The organism is Maribacter sp. TH_r10, assembly GCF_033101095.1.
Classification (GTDB): domain Bacteria; phylum Bacteroidota; class Bacteroidia; order Flavobacteriales; family Flavobacteriaceae; genus Maribacter_A; species Maribacter_A luteus.
Genome location: NZ_JAWMPY010000004.1, coordinates 267,727 through 288,165 on the forward strand (window position 1 = coordinate 267,727; position 20,439 = coordinate 288,165).

Here is a 20,439-nt window from a genome sequence, read left to right on the forward strand (position 1 = left end):
GATTTATTTACTTGCAAAAAGTCTTACATCCTCTTCGGTCACTTGTTGTCCGCCTAAAATAATAAGACGTTCAACGACATTGCGCAATTCGCGAATGTTACCCGTCCAATCGTACCCTTTCAATAGTTTTATGGCCCCAGAGGAGAATTCTTTGGGGGAAATACCCTGTTCTCCTGCAATCTTAGCAGCGAAATGATTGATCAACAAGGGAATATCATCCCTTCTATCATTCAGAGCGGGCACCTTTATCAGGATAACCGCCAATCGATGATAAAGGTCTTCCCTGAATCTATTTTCCTTTATTTCCTCGGCAAGATCTTTATTGGTTGCGGCAATTACCCTAACATCAACTTTAATATCCTTATCCGAACCTACCCTCGAAATTTTATTCTCTTGCAAAGCACGGAGTACTTTTGCTTGGGCAGACAGACTCATATCTCCTATTTCATCTAAAAATATGGTTCCTTTATTTGCGGCTTCGAACTTACCGGCACGATCCTTAACAGCCGATGTAAACGCTCCCTTAACATGACCAAAAAGTTCACTCTCTATCAATTCGGAGGGTATGGCCGCACAGTTCACCTCAATGAAAGGTGCCCCACTTCTTGGGCTTTTCTCGTGGATCCAATGTGCCACCAACTCTTTTCCCGTACCATTTGAACCCGTTACCAGAACACGGGCATCTGTAGGCGCCACCTTTTCTATGATTTCCTTAATAGCGTTTATTTCTTTGCTATCACCGATCATTTCATAGTTCTTACTAACCTTTTTCTTTAATTTTTTATTTTCTACCACCAATTCCTTTCTATCCAAGGCATTCCTTACGGTGGTCAAAAGCCTGTTCAAATCGGGTGGTTTTGAAATATAGTCAAATGCTCCGATGCGCATTGTATTTACGGCAGTGTCCAAGTCCCCATGCCCTGATATCATGATAAAAGGAATCTCAGGTTTGATTTTACGAGCGGCCTCAAGCACCTCAACACCATCCATTTTCGGCATTTTTATATCACATAAGACCAAATCATAATCATTGTTCTTAACGGCCTCTAAACCTTTTAACCCATCTTCAGCTTCTTCCACTTGATAAGAATCGTTCTCCTCTGAAAGTATTTTAACCAATACCCTTCGTATAGCCGATTCGTCTTCTACCACCAAAATCTTTGACATATTGCAATTCTTTTTAAATTCCTATTCTAAATCCGGTCCTGAAATACAGACTAGGCTCATCATTCAATGTAAAAATATCATTTCTATCCTCATCCCGTAAGACCCCGTCCTGAAAAACCGTATGACCGATATAACCGTAGAACGACATAATTTTTGATATGTTATATTGATACCCTATAGTTAACAATGCAGCCGATGAAGATATTGAAGCTGCAAAGCCGGTATTCGGAAGAATGATATTATTTTGAAGGTTTACGAAATAGCCATCCAATATAAATTCTGTCTGAATTAAATGATTATTATCTATATGATATTTAAACCCCGTTTTAGGCAGACCGACTACATAGGACCAATTAGGGTGGAATCTTTTTTCGTAATACACAAAAGGCAAAGGTATTCGCAACGAAACCGTTGAATTATACGCAATTCCTACGACTAAGCGCATGGGCTTATCTATATTCTGCCTCTCCTTAAAGGCCCCGACCGTTACATTGATCGCAACATCCCCATTTTCAAGTGGGTTGGTCAAGGTTGAAGACAATCTAGGGGTCAAAACCCCGATATACCTCCAATCTTCATTGCGCTTATACACATAGGCCATATTTAAGTCGACCACATGAAGGCTCTCTAGCCCAGCACTATCAAAATACTCGTTACTTCCCAGTTTATAGGCCAAATAATTATATTCTGCGCCAAGTATGAAATTATCCGATTCCCGCACCTTGAACGGTACGTTTACAACCAATTTATATCTTGAAAGTTGGGCATCTGCATTATTCTTGGGCATGATCATATACTCCAACCTGAAAATATCGGGTGATTGGGCCTGTATTGTAGAACCACATCTCCCTAAAATTAAGGCAAAGACCAGTATAGTGACCAAACTTAATCCGTGCTCTTTCATTTATTATCCGGGTGTTGAAAGATATGTACATCTCTTTGGGGAAATGGTATGGATATATTGTGCTGTCTAAATTTTGCGTCTATTGAATAGCGCATCTCACTCTTTATCCTCATATCGGTAAAACTGTCATTGGTATAATAGTTAATACTGAACATTAGGGCCGAATCACCAAAGTCTTCGAAAATGATAAACGGTTTCGGGTTCTTAAGAATGCCTCTTTGTTTTTGTGCTATTTCCTCTAAGATTTTAGTGACCAAATTTACATCACTACCATAAGCAACACCGATATTAACCTTTTCCCTAGTTGTTTTGTGGTTTTGCGTATAGTTGAAGATCGTATCACTTATGAACTTATGGTTGGGGATAATAATGACCTTATCATCCCTTGTTATGGCCCTAGTGGTACGTAGTTTTATCTCAAAGACCTTTCCCACCTTACCTTCTACCTCTATAATATCGCCAACACTCAACGATTTATCAATAATTATGAATACACCCCCAATGATATCCTGGAAGAGTTCTTGCAAGGCCAAGCCTAAACCAACAAAGAGTGCGGCAGAGGCCGTAATCAAAATGGTAATATCGATACCCGCCATACTCAGCGTTATCAAAATCACTACTAAATAGGCCGCATACTTAATAAACTTGAAAATACTGACAAACTTAAGTTTATCTTCCTGGACCATTTTATGGGTAATGATCTGCCGAATCCATTTTAACACAAAAGTCGTTGCAATGAATGCTACCGTTATCATTATCAACAACCCAACGGTTATGTTCAATGATTTATCACCTGTGCCTATATGGATTCCCCAGTTAAGAATATCCTGGATAGAACCCCAGACATCTTCTTTTATAATCTCTTCCAATTTACCGGAATCATCCTGTACCATACATCAATACTTTATCCATTTAAACAATTCCTTATAGGTTGGTTTTTTACCGTACATAAGAATGCCCACCCTATAGATTTTTGCCGCAAACCAAACGATACCCAAAAATGTCAATATCAATAAAATTAAGGATGTCACCAATTCCCATACAGGAACGCCACCTTCACCTATACCTCCTGGTAAACGCATTAGCATCACTATTGGTGATGTTAACGGAAACAAGGAAAAACCTACCGCAATAGGACCATGCGGATTACTGAAAACAGAAAAGAATCCGACGTAAATAGCCAACATAAGCGGAAGGATAATAGGAAATATAAACTGTTGTGTATCGGTCTCATTATCCACAGCCGCACCTATAGCCGCATAAATTGAACTGTAAATCAAATAACCAAGTATAAAATAAACAACAAAAAAACAAATCAACATGGCCCATGGAATCTTGTAAAGCTCCTGCGCATATGCCTGAATGGTCTGATTTGGCGTAGGTACGGGCGAAGCCATATTACCTGCAATACCCGGAACGTTGGCACCATCGCCCAAAGTAGCCGGATCAATATCAAAAATAGCAAAGGCTATCATCAAAAGTATTGAGGCAGAAACGATCCATATAGCGAATTGGGTAATCCCTGCCAAGGAAGTACCGATTATCTTTCCCATCATCAATTGAAAGGGCTTCACTGAGGAAATGATCACTTCTATTATTCTACTGGTCTTTTCCTCGATGACACTACGCATTACGAAACCACCATAGATAATGATGAACATCATGATCAAATAACCGAAACCACCACCGATTATCGCTTTGATCTCGTTTATACCCTTTAGATTTTGCTCCCCTCCGAAAGTTTCGGTATTTATCTCATACCGCTTATCCATCATGGCAAATTCCTTGGAAGAAACCCCCATATTCTGCAATCTTCTTTCCCTGAGTCTTGCTTGAAAAACATCTTCTAGCTTATCAAGGACAGAAGTACTCGGCGCTTCTTTCGTATAAAAATAAGAATGGTCCGCAACTTTCTCCAACTCATCTTCATGAGGTATATGCAAAAGACCGTAATACCCCATTTTGGCGGTAGAATCTTTAGCTACCTGTAAAGTCACATCTTTAAAATGAACATAAGAAGTACTCTCTGTTGTGTTAAAATCATTAGAGAAGTAATCACTTTCGTTGAAAATGCCGATTATACGCTTTTCATTATCGTTTATTTTGGTCAAATAAGCTATAAGCACGATCATGCCGACCATTAATATTGGACTTAGAAAAGTCATGATCACGAAGGATTTATTACGAACCTTCGCCAAATATTCCCTCTTGATAATAATGGGCAGTTTATTCATTTGCATCTTTATCTTGAATGGATTGAATAAATATTTCGTTCGCAGAAGGAATAATCTCACTAAATTGATAAATATTCGACTGGCTGGCCAAATAGGCCAAAAAGTCCCTAGAATCCTCAATGGGAATTTGGATGGTAAAATCCAACTGGTTTTCCAATGGATCTATAACGGGTTCCAAAATATTGAACTTATTGGAAATTACGTTCAATAACGCATTTACGTCCTGGGCATGGAGACCTACTTTGAACATATTGTTCTTATATGCTTTTTTAATAGTGGATAACTTACCATCGAGTATCTTTTCGGACTGATGTATCAAAGCAATGTACTCACATAATTCCTCGACCGACTCCATTCGGTGGGTAGAAAAAATTATAGATGTGCCATTTTCTTTCAATTGAATGATCTCATCCTTGATAATGTTGGCATTAATTGGATCAAAACCACTAAAGGGCTCATCAAATATAAGTAATTTGGGTTCATGCAGTATGGTAACTATGAACTGTATCTTTTGGGCCATTCCCTTTGACAATTCCTGTACCTTCTTGTTCCACCAATCACCGATATCCAGTTTATCGAACCAAAATTTCAAACGCTTTTTGGCTTCTGCTTTACCCAAACCTTTTAATTGTGCAAGATACAAAGCCTGCTCACCCACTTTCATCCCCTTATACAAACCCCTTTCTTCCGGAAGGTAACCTATAAGTGAAATATGCTTGGGTCTTAAAAGTTCCCCATCAAAATACACCTCTCCTTTATCGGGATAGGTAATTTGGTTGATTATACGGATCAAGGTAGTTTTACCAGCACCGTTTGGGCCCAAAAGACCATAGATACTGTTCTTAGGTATTTCCAAGGAAACACCGTTCAAAGCTGTATGTTTCCCGTATTGTTTGGTAACCTCCTTAGTGACCAAAATGTTATCCATGAAAGCAATTTTGCCAAAGATATAGAATTGGTTTAAAAGACACTTCTTAAATTAAGATTATACTAACAATAACTCGCTTGTAATTGCATTAAAGTCTACATTGTTCTTTAACCTGAACATAAGGTAACCCAATCAAACAAAACAGATTGAAGTACAAATTGAAACCATGGGCCGTTCAAAACGAAAATGATGGGGCAGATAGCTTCGGCCCTACCTACATCGTAGCACAAAAACGCCCCGGACACCGCATCGAAAATACCTTTGGGCAGGAATTGGTTTAAACTTGAAACCTGACCAAAAAACAAAACCCACCCTTGATAAAATCAAGGATGGGAAAAAAATTGCTATGAAAAAGAAAATTAATATTGGTAATCCAATATTGAATCAAATATACGTTTTTTATTTTATACTCGAATCAATATCCTTAAGAGAACATATCTTTTACTTTTTCAAAGAAGGATTTATCTGATTTTTCCGGTTTCGGAACAAAATTGTCAGCTCCGTCCATACGTTCAAAAAATTCCTTTTGTTCTTTATTGAGTTCTTTAGGGGTCCATACGTTGACATGTACCAAAAGATCCCCACTACCATAACCGTTTATACTGGAAATACCTTTTCCCCTTAATCGCAATATCTTGCCCGATTGTATACCGGGTTCCAATTTTATACGCACCTTACCACCTACCGCATCTATTTCTTTGGATGTTCCTAAAACAGCCTCAGGAAAACTTACATAAAGATCGTAGTGAAGGTTATCACCTTCCCTTTTAAGTGTCTCATGGTCTTGGGTTTCTATGGCCACTAAAAGATCTCCTGGAATTCCGTTTCCAGGCGCTTCGTTCCCTTTTCCAGGAACCTTTAATTGCATGCCATCTTCTACCCCTGCCGGAATTTTTATCGATACGGTCTCTTCTTTGACAACAAGTCCTTGACCATCGGCATTACTTGGCCTATTATCTATTACCTGACCACTTCCGCCGCATGTAGAACATGCGACCGCGGTCTGCATTCTTCCAAGTATGGTATTGGTGATTTTGGTTACTTGCCCATGCCCCCCACAGGTACTACAGGTTTTATACGTAACACCAGGTGCTTGCATTTTACGCCTTACCTTGACTTTTTTCTCGACACCATTAGCCACTTCTTCCAAGGTCAATTTAACCCTTATCCTGAGGTTGCTCCCTTTAACACGTCTTTGGCCTCCACCGCCAAAACCGCCAAAACCACCACCGAAACCGCCGCCAAATGCCCCACCGAAGATATCCCCAAATTGACTGAAGATGTCATCCATGTTCATTCCGCCGCCGCCAAAACCGCCAGCACCATCAAAAGCTGCATGCCCATATTGGTCATACCGTGCTTTTTTATCCGGGTTACTAAGTACCTCGTAGGCTTCTGCCGATTTTTTAAAAAGTTCCTCTGCCTTGGCATCCCCTGGGTTTTTATCGGGATGGTGTTCCAAGGCCTTTTTCCGATATGCCTTCTTAATTTCTGCAGCCGTGGCATTTTTACTTATGCCAAGTATTTCGTAATAGTCTTCCTTCATCCTTGAATTTTAGTTACCAACAACTACTTTAGGATGACGTATTATCTTGTCACCCAACTTATAACCTCTTTCCACAACATCGATGATCTTGCCCTTTAACTTTTTATCAGGAGCCGGTATTTGGGTTATGGCATCATGTATCTCGGCATCAAAAGAGTCACCCTGCTTAACACCTACTTCTTCCATGCCCTTGGATTTCAACACATCCCTGAACTTTCCATTGATCAACTCTACCCCTTTGAACATTTCCTTATCCTCGGATTTGGACAATTCCTTTAAGGCACGTTCAAAATCATCTAAAACAGGAAGCAAGGATACGATAACCTCTTGTCCGGCTGTTTTGAACAAATCCATTCGTTCTCTTGATGTGCGTTTTTTATAATTTTCGAATTCGGCGAACAATCGAAGAAATTTATCTTTTTCTTTGGCCAGTTCGCCCTGAAGTTGTTCTTCTACGGACTGTACATCCTGCTCATTCACCACTTCTTCTTGCTCGTTCCCTGAATCGTTTACCGTTTCCCCATCTAAGATAGGTTCGTTAACCTCTTCGGCTTTATTTTTATCACTCATTTTAGGATACTGATTTTTGATCTTATTTCTTTCGATGGCAAAAGTACTGCCATTTATTTAAAAATGTCAAAATGTCACTAAACTTTACCATTTTAACCCTAGTAGATTGACAAAAAAGATAAATAGTGGACAAAAAATTTAATCTGGAATGGATTTCAGTTACATGGAAGAAATGTAATTTCAATTGGTTTTATCCTTCCATATAAAAAGCCTCTAGGGCATTACCTAAATTAGGATAATCGAAAACAAAACCTTCTTCCGCAATTTTTTTACTACTTACGCGCTGACTCGCAAAGAGCAGGTAAGACATTTCCCCTAAGATTAATTTCAGGGCAAATCGAGGTATATTGGGCAATAAAAGGGGTGACTTGAATATTTTTGCCAATTCCTTAACCATTTTCTTATGCATAACAGGATTGGGGGCTACGCCGTTAAAAACACCCTCCAATTGGTTTTCGACTATAAAAAGAAAAAGTCTTGCCAGGTCGTTGATATGTATCCAGGATTGCCATTGCTTTCCATTACCGAACGTAGCCCCAACATACGATTTAATAGGCTTTTCGAGTTTAGGCAAAACGCCCCCGTCTTTTGACAAAACCAAACCGATCCTGACCTTTGCGACCGGAAATCCAAAATGGGATAAAGCATCGATTTCCTTTTCCCATTTCTGTACTACCTCACCCAAAAAACTATCATCGACAGCCTGGTCTTCCTCTGTATAAAAATGATCAAGGGAACTGGGATAAATACCTATTGCCGAAGCGGATACAAAAGAATTAATGGCTTTAGCATCGATTTTACCTAGTGCATAGTTGAGTGTTTTCAAGGAGTTTATCCTACTGTAAAGGATTTCGTTCTTGTAATCCGCCGTCCATCTTTCAGAAATACTAGCTCCCGCAAGATTGATTATCGCAGTTACTTCTTTAAAACAATCCAAATCGATTTCATTCTGTTCTGGATTCCAAAAATAACCTTGAAAATTCTCGTTAGAAACTATTTTGTCCTTATTTGTGGTCAAGTAATTTACAGAGATCCCATGCTTATTGCTGATTTCAACAATAGCCCTCCCAACTAATCCTGTAGCACCGGTAATCAATAATTTCATAAGATAAAGGTATGGGATCTAGAAACGGTGGTGGCCTATTTTAATTTCGATTTAACAATCTTAACGATGTAGGAATGGGATTATCGATGAAATTCTAAAAAAATTTAAGAAACAACACCTTTCGTTATGATTTTATCGCCCTTAACATTTCCCTTTTCCCTGGTGGCCCAGGCAACCTTTCGACCTCAAAACCAACAGCTTGCATAGCTCTCCTTACACTTCCTTTAGCTGCATAAGTAACTAGGACACCTTTCTTTTTAAGCGCCCTGAACATGATCTCAAAAACATCCTCTGTCCATAATTCTGGCTGCACCCTTGCACCAAAAGCATCAAAATAGATAAGGTTCATACAATTTTCCAATGCTATTTCCTTAAAATCACGCTGCATTTTCAATATTGAAAAACCTTGGGATAGCAATGTACGCTCTTCCCATGGGGCTGCGTGCATTTTTTTGAACTGCCCTGAAAACTCCTGTGCGTTCAACTCCTCGATATAATTCAATTGGGATAATTCTTCCTCGGAAACAGGATAGGCCTCAACCCCACAATACTCTACGACCATGCCGGATTTGGAAGTTTCCAATAGAGTGATCAAAGCGTTCAACCCGGTACCGAAACCGATTTCCAAAATATGAACCACCTCCTCTTTATTGTGAAAGAGATCCAAGCCATGTTTTATGAAAACATGGTATGCCTCCTGAATGGCACCATGTTTAGAATGGTACTGCTCATTCCAATCCTTTATCTGGATTGTCTTTGAACCATCGGCCGTTGTTATGATTTCCCTTTGCATCAATCCTTTAACAACACCCCATCGGCTTCAAAACCCAATGTTCTTTTAGGCTGATTTATTTTTGCGATTTCATCTACCGACTTACCTGCATCTTCTGCATAATGTCGTTGATCATCAACACTCATTTCCTCTACAAAGGCCAATCCATTAACCACGACTTCTTTGCCCGCAATGTCTTTGGGCATAAAGAATCCGTAATCCTTAAACCGAACCATCGCCACTTCCCCATCATCCAAAGCCACTTTCATCCAACAACCTTTGGCCTGGCAAACTTCTTTGACCACACCCACAAATTTAGTCTGTACCGTATCCGAAATTTTCATTGTCGTGTACTTCTTAGACATCTCCACCTGGGTTAAACTCCCTTCCCCTTGAAAAGCGATTCCAAATGCCGCTCTTTCCGTTTGGGTTTCTTGGGCGTGGCCAATAACAACCAATAAGGATACAATAATGAATATGTTAATTCTTTTCATATTTACGATTTTTTCAATTGACATGGTAAAATTGAGCAATTTTAAAGAAAAAAGAAGAGCCTCTATCGATATTTTTCTAATTTTATTCAATAAATAGTATTTCAATGGAGACCAAGACAATGAATATAAAAATCGAAAAGGCAAAAACCTCAAAAATAGATAAAGTAGATTTTGACAACTTAGCTTTCGGAAATGTTTTTACCGACCATATGTTGGTCTGTGATTACAAAAACGGTTCTTGGAACGTTCCCAAAATCATTCCTTACCAACCGATAAGCCTAGACCCATCTGCGAAAATATTCCATTATGGACAATCTATTTTTGAAGGAATGAAAGCCTATAAAGATGAAAACAATGACATATGGCTTTTCCGTCCTTTAGACAATTGCAAACGATTGAACATCTCTGCAAAAAGAATGGCCATACCTGAAATACCTGAAGATTATTTCATGGAGGGACTTACCGCTCTTTTGAAGTTGGAAAAAGATTGGATACCGCAAACGCCCGGAAGTTCTTTATATATACGACCATTTATCTTTGCCTCAGGAACAGGGTTTCATGCTTCCCCGGCAGATGAATACAAATTCATTATCGCCTTTGCACCTTCCGGCGCCTATTTCTCCGGAAAAGTAAAAGTCTTGATCGAGGAAAAATATTCAAGATCCGCTAATGGCGGTGTTGGCTATGCCAAAGCCGGAGGAAACTATGCCGGACAATTCTACCCTACCCAACTCGCACTTGAAAAAGGGTACAACCAAGTTATTTGGACAGATGACAACACGCATGAATTCATTGAGGAGGCAGGCGCAATGAACATTTTTGTTCGAATAAACGACACTTTGGTAACTGCACCGACAAGTGACAGGATCCTTGATGGCATAACACGTAAAAGTATTTTAAAAATTGCGAAAGACGAAGGTATTGCCGTCGAGGAGCGTAAAATTACCGTATCGGAAATTGTGGAAGCTGCAAAAAACGGCTCTTTAAAAGAAATGTTCGGAGCGGGAACCGCTGCCGTAATTTCTCCGATTTCTGCATTCGGTTTTCGTGATGTTGATTATGATTTACCTGAAATAGGTGATAATTACGCATCGTTGCTCAAGAAAAGAATTACGGATATTCAATATAACCGAGCAGAAGACAAATTTGGATGGAGGGTTAAGGTTTAAACCTTACAATGCTACCCAGAATTGGAATTTGTTCCTTATTAATTTAAATAGGCTTAACCTTTATCTCGTTTTAAAGGTTAAGCCATATTACCGTTTTAAAATAAATTCCAATTGACCCAACCATGAAAAAATCGATAGCCCTTTTAACATTGATGATTATCGGGATTAGTTCTTTATCCTGTAATTCAAAAAGTAAAAAAGAAAAACCTGCAGAACAACAAAAAGAAGTCCAAAACCCTATACTGACGAAAATAGCCGAATTAAAAAAGGCAGGGTATGATATCGTTGATTATCACGGTCATTTAAAAGGTGGGCTAACCATGGAGGACCTTTTGGAGCATTCCAAAGAAACAGGAATTGATTACGGTGTTGCTTTCAATGCGGGTATCGGATTTCCCATTACAAACGATTCCACACTTTTGGCCAATTACGACCGCTATAAGAAGTATCCCGTATATATGGCAATGCAAGCGGAAGGAAGGGAATGGGTTACCATGTTCTCTAAGGAAAACATCGCCACTTTCGATTATGTATTTACAGATGCCATGACATGGACCGATAAGAAAGGAAGAAGAATGCGCCTATGGATTCCAGAAGAAGTTTTTGTTGATGACAAGGATGATTTCATGGATCAGTTGGTCGACAAAATTGTCGGGGTTATGCAAAATGAACCCATCGATATCTATGTAAACTCAACCTACCTGCCCGACATCCTTCAACCTGAATATGATGAATTATGGACGAATGAACGCATGCAAAAAGTAATCGATGCCGCTGTCGCAAACAACATTGCCATAGAAATAAATGCCCGTTATAAAATTCCCTCTGCCACTTTTATAAAAAAAGCAAAAGCGGCGGGTGTGAAATTCAGTATGGGCACCAACAATACCGATAAAGACCTTGGTACTTTGGACTATGCCATTGAAATGATAGATACCTGCAATCTTGACCCCAGTGACTTCTTTACTCCTTTGAAAAAATAAACATTTTCAAACTAAGGTGAGGAAGGCTTACTGAACCCAGCATTTACACTCCAATCTGGAGTATAGCACTCTTTTATAATAAAACCGACTACTTTGGCTATGGCTTTGGCATGACCACAAGTCAGTAAACCAAAAACATCCTTTTATTATACCCATGATCATTTATCAAGGACACTTTGAATATCGGGCTTAAAATAATTCGGCCCCTTAAGTACTTTTCCATCTTCCCTATAAATGGGCTTACCATCGGCACCTAGCTTACTCATATTACTTCTTTGTATCTCTTCAAAGACCTCTTCTATCTTATATTGCATACCATGTTCCAATATGGTACCACATAATATGTACAACATGTCGCCCAAGGCGTCCGCAACCTCAACCAAATCATTATTGTTCGCCGCTTCTAGGTATTCCTTGTTCTCCTCATCCATCAAATTAAACCTCAACCTATTCTTCTGTTCTCCCAAATCAGCCTTCATTTCAGATGACACTCCAAGACCGAAAGAATTATGAAAAATTTCCACCGCGCTTATTTTATGCTTCATATCCTTATATTTAGTTTAGCTTTGCTTAAAAATATAAAAGAAAGGATAAGTTCGTGAAAGATTTTATTCACAATAGAACAACACAAGCAATAAAAATCGGCTCCCATCAACACAAAAACCATCCTCTTTTTTAAATTATGAATAACTAATTACCTTAACCATTATGTTCAGCACAGGACAATTGATTTTTGCCATTCTTTTTATAATCGTATTTGCCATAATCATCACCGGAACCTATAAAAAAGACAAAAAACTCCACAACAAAAATTACAAAGGTGTTAAATGGGTAGGAATAATCTTCATAATCTTTTTAACAATCCTATTCATTATTAAGTTTTTGCTCAAAAATTAATACTAAAATTGCGCATACCACAAAAATCATCGTTTTGACAACAATTGAGGCATTTTATCCCGTATATAATACCAAACAACCTAATTTTGCGTTGTTGTACTAAAGCACTCAACTCATGACGACATTTTTAACTCTGGTCTTTGTATTGATTTTCATCAATATAGCAATGATTCTTACTAGCCTTTACAGTGCCAACAAAAGCAAAAGCACACCAAATGGCAGGCATGCCGATTCCAAAATTTCGAAGATATACCCTTTGGATATTTCTACCTCAGATTACAAAAAGGCCGTTTAGTTTTTTACCTTTAACAAAAATTTCGAGCCTTAGCCGCAAGAACCCTCTTTTCTTTTCCAGGTTCCAATAGCCTCGAATTTGAACGTAAAAAACGAATGAAACAATTATTACTTGTTTTTTTAGGAGGTGGAATAGGTAGTATGTTTAGATACCTTATATCAAGAACCTTCAACGATTTTTTTCAAAACTTTTACTTAGGCACCTTTATCGTCAACATTATCGGCTGTCTTATCATTGGCCTTGTATTCGGTCTCTCTTTAAAGAACAATTTCCTTACCCAAAACCAAACCCTTTTATTGACTACTGGGTTTTGTGGTGGTTTTACCACTTTCTCCACTTTCGCATTTGAAAACCACTCCTTGATCAAAGCAGAAGAAATATTACACTTTTCCTTTTACACACTTTCTAGCATTACTTTGGGCATTTTAGCTGTTTTACTAGGGTTCTGGTTAGCAAAACTTATTCACTAACACCCATCCTTTCTTTTTTATTCCATTTATAAAGAAGGTTCTAACCTATTCTTTAGATCTCCCCCTACCTGATATTCAACAATAAAGATCACCAAACGTCAATTTTTTGTTTTTATTTTAACCCATCCCTATTTTTTTAGGGGTTAATTTGATATTATCATAATAATTATCAATATACCCCCATTTTTTTATGGGTATAAAATGAAATAATATACATTTAGCGCCATAAACGACAAATTATGAAGCAAATCGAAGCAATTATTAGAAAATCAAAATTTGATGAAGTAAAGAAAGCCTTACATCAAATTGAGGTCAATTTTTTTAGTTACTGGGACGTAACAGGGGTTGGCAATGAAAAACAAGGACATGTGTACAGAGGCATATCCTATAGCACCAGCGACATCCAGAGAAGGTATTTATCTATCGTGGTTTCCGATGAGTTTGCAGAAAGAACAGTAGCCACTTTATTGGATGCTGCCTATACCGGTAATGTAGGGGATGGTAAAGTTTTCGTTTCAGAAGTAGTTGAAGCGTACAGAATCAGAACCAAAGAAAGCGGACACGCCGGCATCAACTAATATAACCATCACCACTAAATCAAAAAATTATGACAGAAATACAACAAGAAGCATTGGATAAAGCTGTTGAAACTATCAACGGCGACATGGGTGCATTATGGATTACAATAGCCGCAGTGCTGGTTTTCTTTATGCAAGCAGGTTTTACATTGGTAGAGATAGGTTTTACCAGAAGTAAAAATGCAGGTAACATAATAATGAAGAACATCATGGACCTTTGTATCGGTTCAATTATGTTTTGGGCTGTAGGATACGGCATCATGTATGGTAGCGATCTGGTAATGGGAGGATTCTTTAGAACTAGCCCAGCTGACCAAGGTTATTTCTTTTTTAGCGCCTCGGATTGGTACAATTTATTCTTCCAAACCGTATTCTGCGCTACCGCGGCCACGATTGTTTCAGGAGCCGTAGCCGGTAGAACAAAATTTTCTACCTACTTGATCTTATCCGCAGTATTAACTACATTGATATATCCCATATCCGGAAGTTGGTACTGGCCTTTCGATGATGACGCTTGGTTGAACACCGCAGGTTTCATCGATTTCGCAGGTTCATCAGTAGTACACGCCGTTGGTGGTGGAGCTGCATTGGTAGCCGCTATCATGGTAGGACCTAGAATCGGTAAATATGTAGATGGTAAAGCCGTAGCGATACCAGGACACAATATCCCATTTGGCGCCATTGGCGTCATGATCCTTTGGTTAGGATGGTTCGGTTTTAACGGTGGTTCCCAATTGGCCTGGGGTGGTGACGATACCATCGCTGCAGGTAGTGTCATCATCAACACCAACCTTGCCGCTGCAATAGGGGCGGTATCCGCGTTACTTCTTACATGGTTGAAATATGGAAAACCAGATGTATCAATGACCTTGAACGGTGCCTTGGCCGGATTGGTGGGAATTACCGCTGGTTGTGGAGCTGTAAGTGCTTGGGGTGCTTTGGCAATTGGCTTGGTTTGTGGAATAATGGTCGTATTATCAATTGAATTCATTGACAAAAAACTTCATGTTGACGATCCAGTAGGTGCCATTTCCGTACACGGTGTATGTGGTTTCCTTGGTACTGTTTTAGTTGGTGTATTTGCCTTGGATGGCGGCTTGCTTTACGGTGGTGGTGCCAGCCTTCTATGGGTACAGACTTACGGTTCGTTAGCATACATCGCTTGGGCCGCCTTTGGTACGTTCGTCGTATTGATCATCTTAAAGAAAACCATCGGATTAAGAGTTTCCAAAGAAGTGGAAATGGACGGATTGGATATTCACGAACATGGTTCGGAAGCCTATCCTGATTTTAGATTGAACTCTCACTAAGATTACCTAAAAACGGAGCATACCACGTATGCTCCGTTACATAAAAATTCAACTAAAAAAATAAACAACAACTGATAACCCACAAATAAAAGGGCTGTCAAAATCCTTAACATATGAAAACAACGACAAAAAATTATTTAAAAAATCTAGCTTTTCTTGCTATTCTTTTTTCAGCAACAGCAACTTTTGCCCAAGAAGAGGAAGAAGCTAAAAAAGTTTCCATTAGCGGAAGCGTAGATGCTTACTACCAAACCAACTTAAGTGCATCTGATACTGAAGCACAATCTTTCGGCACCTCATTTGCCGATGAATTAGGGTTTGCTTTAGGTATGGCCAATATTATTGCAACCTATGAAGGGGAAAAAACCGGTGCTGTAGCCGATGTAACTTTTGGTCCAAGAGGCGAGTCCGCCACGGGAGGATATAACCTTAACCAATTATATGCATATTGGAATGTTTCCGATGCCACTACATTGACCATGGGTAGATTCAACACATTCTTGGGTTACGAAGTAATTTCACCGGTTGGCAACTTCAACTACAGCACTTCTTACCTATTCTCTAGCGGACCTTTTTCACATGTTGGATTAAAAGCTGATTTCGCCCTTTCCGATGATTTTAGCTTAATGTTGGCTTTAATGAATGTTACCGACACTAATAACAACTTAACAGGAGTTTATTCTGCCGGTGCCCAATTGGGTTACTCTGGCCAGTATTTGAATTTCTATTATGACGGAGGTGAAGTATTAGGATTTGAAGTAGATTATACTGGAGGTTTTGATTTATCTGATGACTTCTTTTTAGGAATCAATGCAGCCTATGCCGATAATGACGGTGAAGGTTTCTCCGGTGTGGCACTATATCCACAATTGGCAACATCCGATGATTTTTCAATTGGTCTAAGAGGTGAATATTTCTCAACCCGTTCAGATTTTATCGATGATGACCCAAGCGTTTTCGCTGCTACCATAACAGGTAGTTATACTGTTGAAAACCTAGTCATTAAACCAGAAATCAGATTGGATTCTTGGGGTAGCGATGTTGAGCCTTATTTTGATGCAGATGGTGCGGCTTCCAAAAGTTTATCATCATTCTTAATTGCAGCAATATATTCGTTCTAAAATATAGTTGATTGATTTTATTATAGTTTAAGTTGAGACAATACCCTGGCAGAAATGTCAGGGTTTTTGTGTATCTAACAATGAACTAGTTATATTTATAATTCTAACCTAGAATAAAACAGAACAATTATGAAAAAAATCGAAGCAATTATTAGAAAATCTAGATTTGACGATGTCAAAAAAGCGTTGCATGGGGTTGAAGTCAACTTCTTCAGTTACTGGGATGTAACCGGTGTTGGCAACGAAAAACAAGGTCACGTATATAGGGGCATCTCTTATAGTACCGCCGATATCCAAAGAAGGTATTTATCAATTGTCATTTCAGACGAATTTTTAGAAAGAACCTTAGAAGCCATTCTTGAATCTGCCTACACCGGCAAAGTAGGCGACGGAAAAATATTCGTTTCGGAAATTACCGAAGCCTACAGAATTCGAACGAAGGAAGCCGGCCATGCCGGAATCAATTAAAAACAAAAAAAACACTAGAATAAAATGGACGCAGGATTATTTACAGCAAACAATGTTTGGATGATGGTTTGTACCGCTCTAGTCTTTTTCATGCATACAGGATTTGCATTTTTAGAGATCGGTCTTACCAGGGAGAAGAACACAATAAACATACTTTTTAAAAACGTCTTCATCATATGTGTAGGCCTTTTACTTTATTACATAGGAGGATTCAATTTAATGTATCCCGGAGAATTTAACGGATTTCTAGGCTTTGGAGGCTTTGGATTAAATATTGGGGAAGATGGCCTAACCCCTGCTTATGCAGATGGGGGATATACGTATTGGACAGACTTCCTTTTTCAAGGAATGTTTGCAGCAACGGCAGCAACAATAGTTTCTGGAGCTGTGGCCGAGCGAATTAAATTAGGGGCTTTTATGATATTCGTAATTTTCTATGTTGGCTTGGTCTACCCTATCGTAGGTTCTTGGCAATGGGGAGGCGGATTCCTTTCTACCCTCGGGGGCGAAGATACAGGCTTTTATGATTTTGCAGGATCAACACTAGTACATTCAGTTGGTGGATGGGCCGCATTGATAGCCATTATACTTCTTGGCCCAAGATTGGGAAAATTTGACGAAAACGGAAAAGCACTTGCGATTCCCGGTCATAATATACCCATGGCCGCGGCAGGAGTGCTGATATTATGGCTAGGTTGGTTCGGTTTTAATGGCGGATCGGTACTTTCGGCAGACCCTGGCCTAACATCTTTGGTTTTAGTTACCACGAGTTTAGCCGCTGCAGCTGGTGGGGTTTCTGCATTTTTCACCTCAACGGTTTTATACAAAAACTTTGATTTGACCATGTTCCTCAACGGAATCCTGGGTGGTCTGGTAGGTATTACAGCAGGGGCCGACCTTATGTCCCCTTTTGAAGCCATTATGATCGGATTGATAGCCGGCGTCATCATCGTTTTAGGTGTTGCCTTAATCGATCGTGTAAAACTGGATGATCCGGTGGGTGCGGTAACCGTTCACCTTATCTGTGGTATTTGGGGAACATTGGCCGTGGGCTTATTTGGATCCAAGGCAGGCATAAGCCAATTTCTATATCAACTTACAGGTGTAGCGGCAGCTGGCATATTCTGCTGCCTAACTGCCTTTATCATAATCTTCACCCTTAAGAAAACTATGGGAATAAGAGTTTCTAAAGAAGAGGAGATTGAAGGCCTTGACATTCACGAACACGGAATGGATGCCTATCCTGATTTTAGGATGAACCAACATTAAAACCCAACAAAAAGGAGCGTTTATCAAACGCTCCTTTTTTTTATATAATAATATCTACCATAAGACAGAAACCTCCTTATGATTTATCCTTACCTTTCTTAAAATCCTTCACCCCGGCCAAAACCTTAGTATCCAATGAATTTACACTAGGGACAAGGGGACAGGAATACTTTTTATTATAGGCACAATAAGGATTGTACGCCTTATTAAAATCAATGGTCAAGCTATCACCTTCGGGAATCCTTAAATCAATATACCTACCCCCTGCATATGTTTCCTGCCCGTTCGTTTGATCCGTAAAAGGAAGAAAAAGATAATCCTCGAATCCTTCCTCAAGCATTAATTGCTTATTCTGGTACACCTCTAATTGATGCGCTACCCCATTCAGTTGAAAATATGCAATACCATACACGGTCTCTTCCGATTCCCTTTCCGTCGTTGTAGGCATAAAAAACGGTAAAGCATCCGGGGTAAGTACAAACTTTGCCTTAACAATATAATTCGTATCCGGCTCAAAAAATTCGAGGCCTGTAAAATCCTTTCGATAGCGATCTGGTAATGGAGACGTCTCCGGGTCCCTGAATTCTTCATTCAACTTTTCCTGAAACCCCAATACACCTTTAAGGGTTGTATCTACTATTTCGTCCAATACAACCTTACTTTCATCATGATATTTTTTACCTTGTTTACAGCTTACCAAAGTCATTATTAAAAATACCAATAAGAATGTATGCTTCATAATCATGAATTTAAGATCAAAAATACAACATATCATATTTTTAATTAGCTTTACTCTTCATTTGAACAACTTATGAGACAAAAATCGATTTATAAATACGTGAATCTGTATCCAAAAAAATGGGTCCAGCGCTGCTATGTTTAAAATCGAATAGACATTTATAACATTATAAAGCCCTGATGACAAACCCATCAGGGCTTTTTTTTAATAGAAAAATGAAAAGACTTTACACCCAATACATTAACTCTTTTAAAGGGTTGTCCAAAGAAGTATGGTGGCTCTCATTGATCACATTGGTGAATAGGGCCGGCACAATGGTTATACCGTTCTTATCCCTTTACCTTACAGAAAGTTTAGGTTTCAGTTTGGAAAACGTGGGTAGTATAATGACCAGTTTCGGTTTGGGATCTTTGGCCGGTACTTGGATCGGAGGAAGGTTGACCGATAGAATAGGATATTATAAGGTTATGCTCGCCAGCCTTGTTGCAACAGGTTTTTTATTTATCGGTGTTCAATTTCTGGAAGGTTTCTGGCCTATATGCATTGGCATATTCATACTTATGGCCATTGCCGATGCTTTTAGACCAGCTGTATTCGTTGCCCTGAGTGCTTATAGCCTACCCGAAAACAAAACACGGTCAGTAACTTTAATACGTTTGGCCATCAACTTGGGATTTTCGGCCGGTCCCGCAATTGGGGGCATCATAATTACATCTTTGGGCTATGGGGGACTTTTTTGGGTCGATGGCATTACATGTATGATCGCCGGCTCACTTCTTTTCTTGATTCTGCATCCAAAAAAATCAAAAGTGATGGATGTAGTGCACCATCAATCCCCAAAATCGGCATATAGGGATTCCCAGTTCCTAGTGTTCATTGCCGCGATGGTATTGTTCGGTTTTGCCTTTGTGCAATATTTTTCTACCATGCCGGTATACTATAGTGAGATACATGCATTGAGCGAATTTGAGATAGGGATGCTTCTTGCCCTTAATGGTTTTTTCATCTTTGTCTTTGAAATGCCTTTGATCAAATTCATGGAAAGTAGAGCTTGGTCCAAAATATCGAATGTTATTTTCGGACTTGTATTGACCGCACTTAGTTTTCTAATCCTTAATATGATTTCTTGGATCGGTGTATTGGCGATTGGTATGCTTTTAATGACCATAGGTGAAATGATAGCATTCCCTTTTTCCAATGCATTCGCCATGGATCGTGCAAAAAGGGGAAACCAAGGTGAATATATGGCCCTTTACAGCATTTCTTTCTCTTTGGCACATATCTTCGGTCATAATTCCGGTATGCAGAGTATTGCCCATTTTGGATATGAAATTACATGGTACGGTATTACCGTTGTATGTATATTGGGTATATTGCTACTTTTACTTTTAAAAAACGTACTCCTAAAGAACAAATAGAA

General features: G+C 39.1%; 23 protein-coding genes. 11 read left to right on the forward strand and 12 right to left on the reverse strand.

What is annotated here, in order from left to right:
- Positions 1 to 3: 3 nt before the first annotated feature.
- From R3X28_RS12410 to R3X28_RS12430, 5 genes are read right to left on the reverse strand one after another with little or no spacing between them, the layout of a single operon-like run.
- Positions 4 to 1,167, reverse strand: a complete 1,164-nt coding sequence (locus R3X28_RS12410) for a sigma-54-dependent transcriptional regulator (protein ID WP_154367685.1) — start codon at positions 1,165 to 1,167, stop codon at positions 4 to 6.
- A gap of 13 nt (positions 1,168 to 1,180) precedes the next feature.
- Entirely contained in the window at positions 1,181 to 2,071 is an 891-nt protein-coding gene (locus R3X28_RS12415) for a DUF6268 family outer membrane beta-barrel protein (protein WP_154367683.1), read from the reverse strand.
- Positions 2,068 to 2,964, reverse strand: coding sequence for a mechanosensitive ion channel family protein (locus tag R3X28_RS12420; RefSeq protein WP_154367681.1), 897 nt, complete (start codon positions 2,962 to 2,964; stop codon positions 2,068 to 2,070). Before R3X28_RS12420 ends, R3X28_RS12415 begins: the two co-directional genes overlap by 4 nt.
- A gap of 3 nt (positions 2,965 to 2,967) precedes the next feature.
- Positions 2,968 to 4,305 (reverse strand): ABC transporter permease, encoded by a 1,338-nt coding sequence (locus R3X28_RS12425; protein WP_317664632.1) that lies wholly within the window; start codon positions 4,303 to 4,305, stop codon positions 2,968 to 2,970.
- Positions 4,298 to 5,233 (reverse strand): ATP-binding cassette domain-containing protein, encoded by a 936-nt coding sequence (locus tag R3X28_RS12430; protein WP_317664634.1) that lies wholly within the window; start codon positions 5,231 to 5,233, stop codon positions 4,298 to 4,300. Before R3X28_RS12430 ends, R3X28_RS12425 begins: the two co-directional genes overlap by 8 nt.
- A 146-nt stretch (positions 5,234 to 5,379) precedes the next feature.
- Between R3X28_RS12430 and R3X28_RS12435 the strand changes: the two genes are divergently transcribed.
- Positions 5,380 to 5,514 (forward strand): hypothetical protein, encoded by a 135-nt coding sequence (locus R3X28_RS12435; protein ID WP_317664636.1) that lies wholly within the window; start codon positions 5,380 to 5,382, stop codon positions 5,512 to 5,514.
- Between the two features lie 143 nt (positions 5,515 to 5,657).
- Here the strand turns inward: R3X28_RS12435 and dnaJ are convergent, their stop codons facing one another.
- The 5 genes from dnaJ to R3X28_RS12460 all read right to left on the reverse strand — a co-directional run bounded on the left by dnaJ (position 5,658) and on the right by R3X28_RS12460 (position 9,720).
- Entirely contained in the window at positions 5,658 to 6,779 is a 1,122-nt protein-coding gene (gene dnaJ / locus R3X28_RS12440) for a molecular chaperone DnaJ (RefSeq protein WP_154367677.1), read from the reverse strand.
- A gap of 9 nt (positions 6,780 to 6,788) precedes the next feature.
- Positions 6,789 to 7,349, reverse strand: a complete 561-nt coding sequence (locus tag R3X28_RS12445; protein WP_317664638.1) for a nucleotide exchange factor GrpE — start codon at positions 7,347 to 7,349, stop codon at positions 6,789 to 6,791.
- A gap of 190 nt (positions 7,350 to 7,539) precedes the next feature.
- A complete protein-coding gene (locus R3X28_RS12450) occupies positions 7,540 to 8,454 on the reverse strand; it encodes a TIGR01777 family oxidoreductase (RefSeq protein ID WP_317664640.1) in 915 nt (304 codons plus the stop codon).
- Positions 8,455 to 8,578: 124 nt separating this feature from the next.
- The gene (mnmD, locus tag R3X28_RS12455; protein ID WP_282054337.1) at positions 8,579 to 9,247 is read right to left on the reverse strand and encodes a tRNA (5-methylaminomethyl-2-thiouridine)(34)-methyltransferase MnmD; all 669 of its coding nucleotides are present in this window, start codon (positions 9,245 to 9,247) and stop codon (positions 8,579 to 8,581) included.
- Positions 9,247 to 9,720, reverse strand: a complete 474-nt coding sequence (locus tag R3X28_RS12460) for a DUF4920 domain-containing protein (RefSeq protein WP_282054338.1) — start codon at positions 9,718 to 9,720, stop codon at positions 9,247 to 9,249. The genes mnmD and R3X28_RS12460 overlap by 1 nt, the downstream gene beginning before the upstream one ends.
- A 104-nt stretch (positions 9,721 to 9,824) precedes the next feature.
- Here R3X28_RS12460 and R3X28_RS12465 point away from each other — a divergent pair, with 104 nt between their 5' ends.
- Positions 9,825 to 10,889, forward strand: coding sequence for a branched-chain amino acid aminotransferase (locus R3X28_RS12465; RefSeq protein ID WP_317664643.1), 1,065 nt, complete (start codon positions 9,825 to 9,827; stop codon positions 10,887 to 10,889).
- 122 nt (positions 10,890 to 11,011) lie between these two features.
- Positions 11,012 to 11,872: a hypothetical protein gene (locus R3X28_RS12470; protein ID WP_282054340.1), complete on the forward strand. Its 861-nt coding sequence runs from the start codon at positions 11,012 to 11,014 to the stop codon at positions 11,870 to 11,872.
- A 158-nt stretch (positions 11,873 to 12,030) separates the two neighbouring features.
- Here R3X28_RS12470 and R3X28_RS12475 read toward each other — a convergent pair whose 3' ends face one another.
- A complete protein-coding gene (locus R3X28_RS12475; protein ID WP_154367663.1) occupies positions 12,031 to 12,417 on the reverse strand; it encodes a nucleoside triphosphate pyrophosphohydrolase family protein in 387 nt (128 codons plus the stop codon).
- Between the two features lie 467 nt (positions 12,418 to 12,884).
- Between R3X28_RS12475 and R3X28_RS12480 the strand changes: the two genes are divergently transcribed.
- The 7 genes from R3X28_RS12480 (at position 12,885) to R3X28_RS12510 (ending at position 18,280) form a co-directional block, all read left to right on the forward strand.
- The gene (locus R3X28_RS12480; protein WP_154367661.1) at positions 12,885 to 13,064 is read left to right on the forward strand and encodes a hypothetical protein; all 180 of its coding nucleotides are present in this window, start codon (positions 12,885 to 12,887) and stop codon (positions 13,062 to 13,064) included.
- Positions 13,065 to 13,159: 95 nt separating this feature from the next.
- Positions 13,160 to 13,534: a fluoride efflux transporter CrcB gene (gene crcB / locus R3X28_RS12485; protein ID WP_317664645.1), complete on the forward strand. Its 375-nt coding sequence runs from the start codon at positions 13,160 to 13,162 to the stop codon at positions 13,532 to 13,534.
- A gap of 239 nt (positions 13,535 to 13,773) precedes the next feature.
- Entirely contained in the window at positions 13,774 to 14,112 is a 339-nt protein-coding gene (locus tag R3X28_RS12490; protein ID WP_154367657.1) for a P-II family nitrogen regulator, read from the forward strand.
- Positions 14,113 to 14,141: 29 nt separating this feature from the next.
- Positions 14,142 to 15,422 carry an ammonium transporter gene (locus tag R3X28_RS12495; RefSeq protein WP_154367654.1) on the forward strand — a complete coding sequence of 427 codons (1,281 nt, stop codon included), beginning with the start codon at positions 14,142 to 14,144 and terminating at the stop codon, positions 15,420 to 15,422.
- 113 nt (positions 15,423 to 15,535) lie between these two features.
- Entirely contained in the window at positions 15,536 to 16,543 is a 1,008-nt protein-coding gene (locus R3X28_RS12500; RefSeq protein ID WP_154367652.1) for an outer membrane beta-barrel protein, read from the forward strand.
- Positions 16,544 to 16,672: 129 nt separating this feature from the next.
- Complete coding sequence (locus tag R3X28_RS12505) at positions 16,673 to 17,011, forward strand: P-II family nitrogen regulator (protein ID WP_282054341.1); 339 nt, start codon at positions 16,673 to 16,675, stop codon at positions 17,009 to 17,011.
- Positions 17,012 to 17,035: 24 nt separating this feature from the next.
- Positions 17,036 to 18,280: an ammonium transporter gene (locus tag R3X28_RS12510; protein WP_317664648.1), complete on the forward strand. Its 1,245-nt coding sequence runs from the start codon at positions 17,036 to 17,038 to the stop codon at positions 18,278 to 18,280.
- Positions 18,281 to 18,356: 76 nt separating this feature from the next.
- On the opposite strand, the gene R3X28_RS12515 is transcribed toward R3X28_RS12510, so the two are convergent.
- A complete protein-coding gene (locus R3X28_RS12515) occupies positions 18,357 to 19,019 on the reverse strand; it encodes a DUF1684 domain-containing protein (RefSeq protein WP_317664650.1) in 663 nt (220 codons plus the stop codon).
- A 215-nt stretch (positions 19,020 to 19,234) separates the two neighbouring features.
- Here R3X28_RS12515 and R3X28_RS12520 point away from each other — a divergent pair, with 215 nt between their 5' ends.
- On the forward strand, positions 19,235 to 20,437 hold the full coding sequence (locus R3X28_RS12520; RefSeq protein WP_317664652.1) for an MFS transporter: 1,203 nt from the start codon (positions 19,235 to 19,237) through the stop codon (positions 20,435 to 20,437).
- Positions 20,438 to 20,439 lie beyond the last annotated feature (2 nt).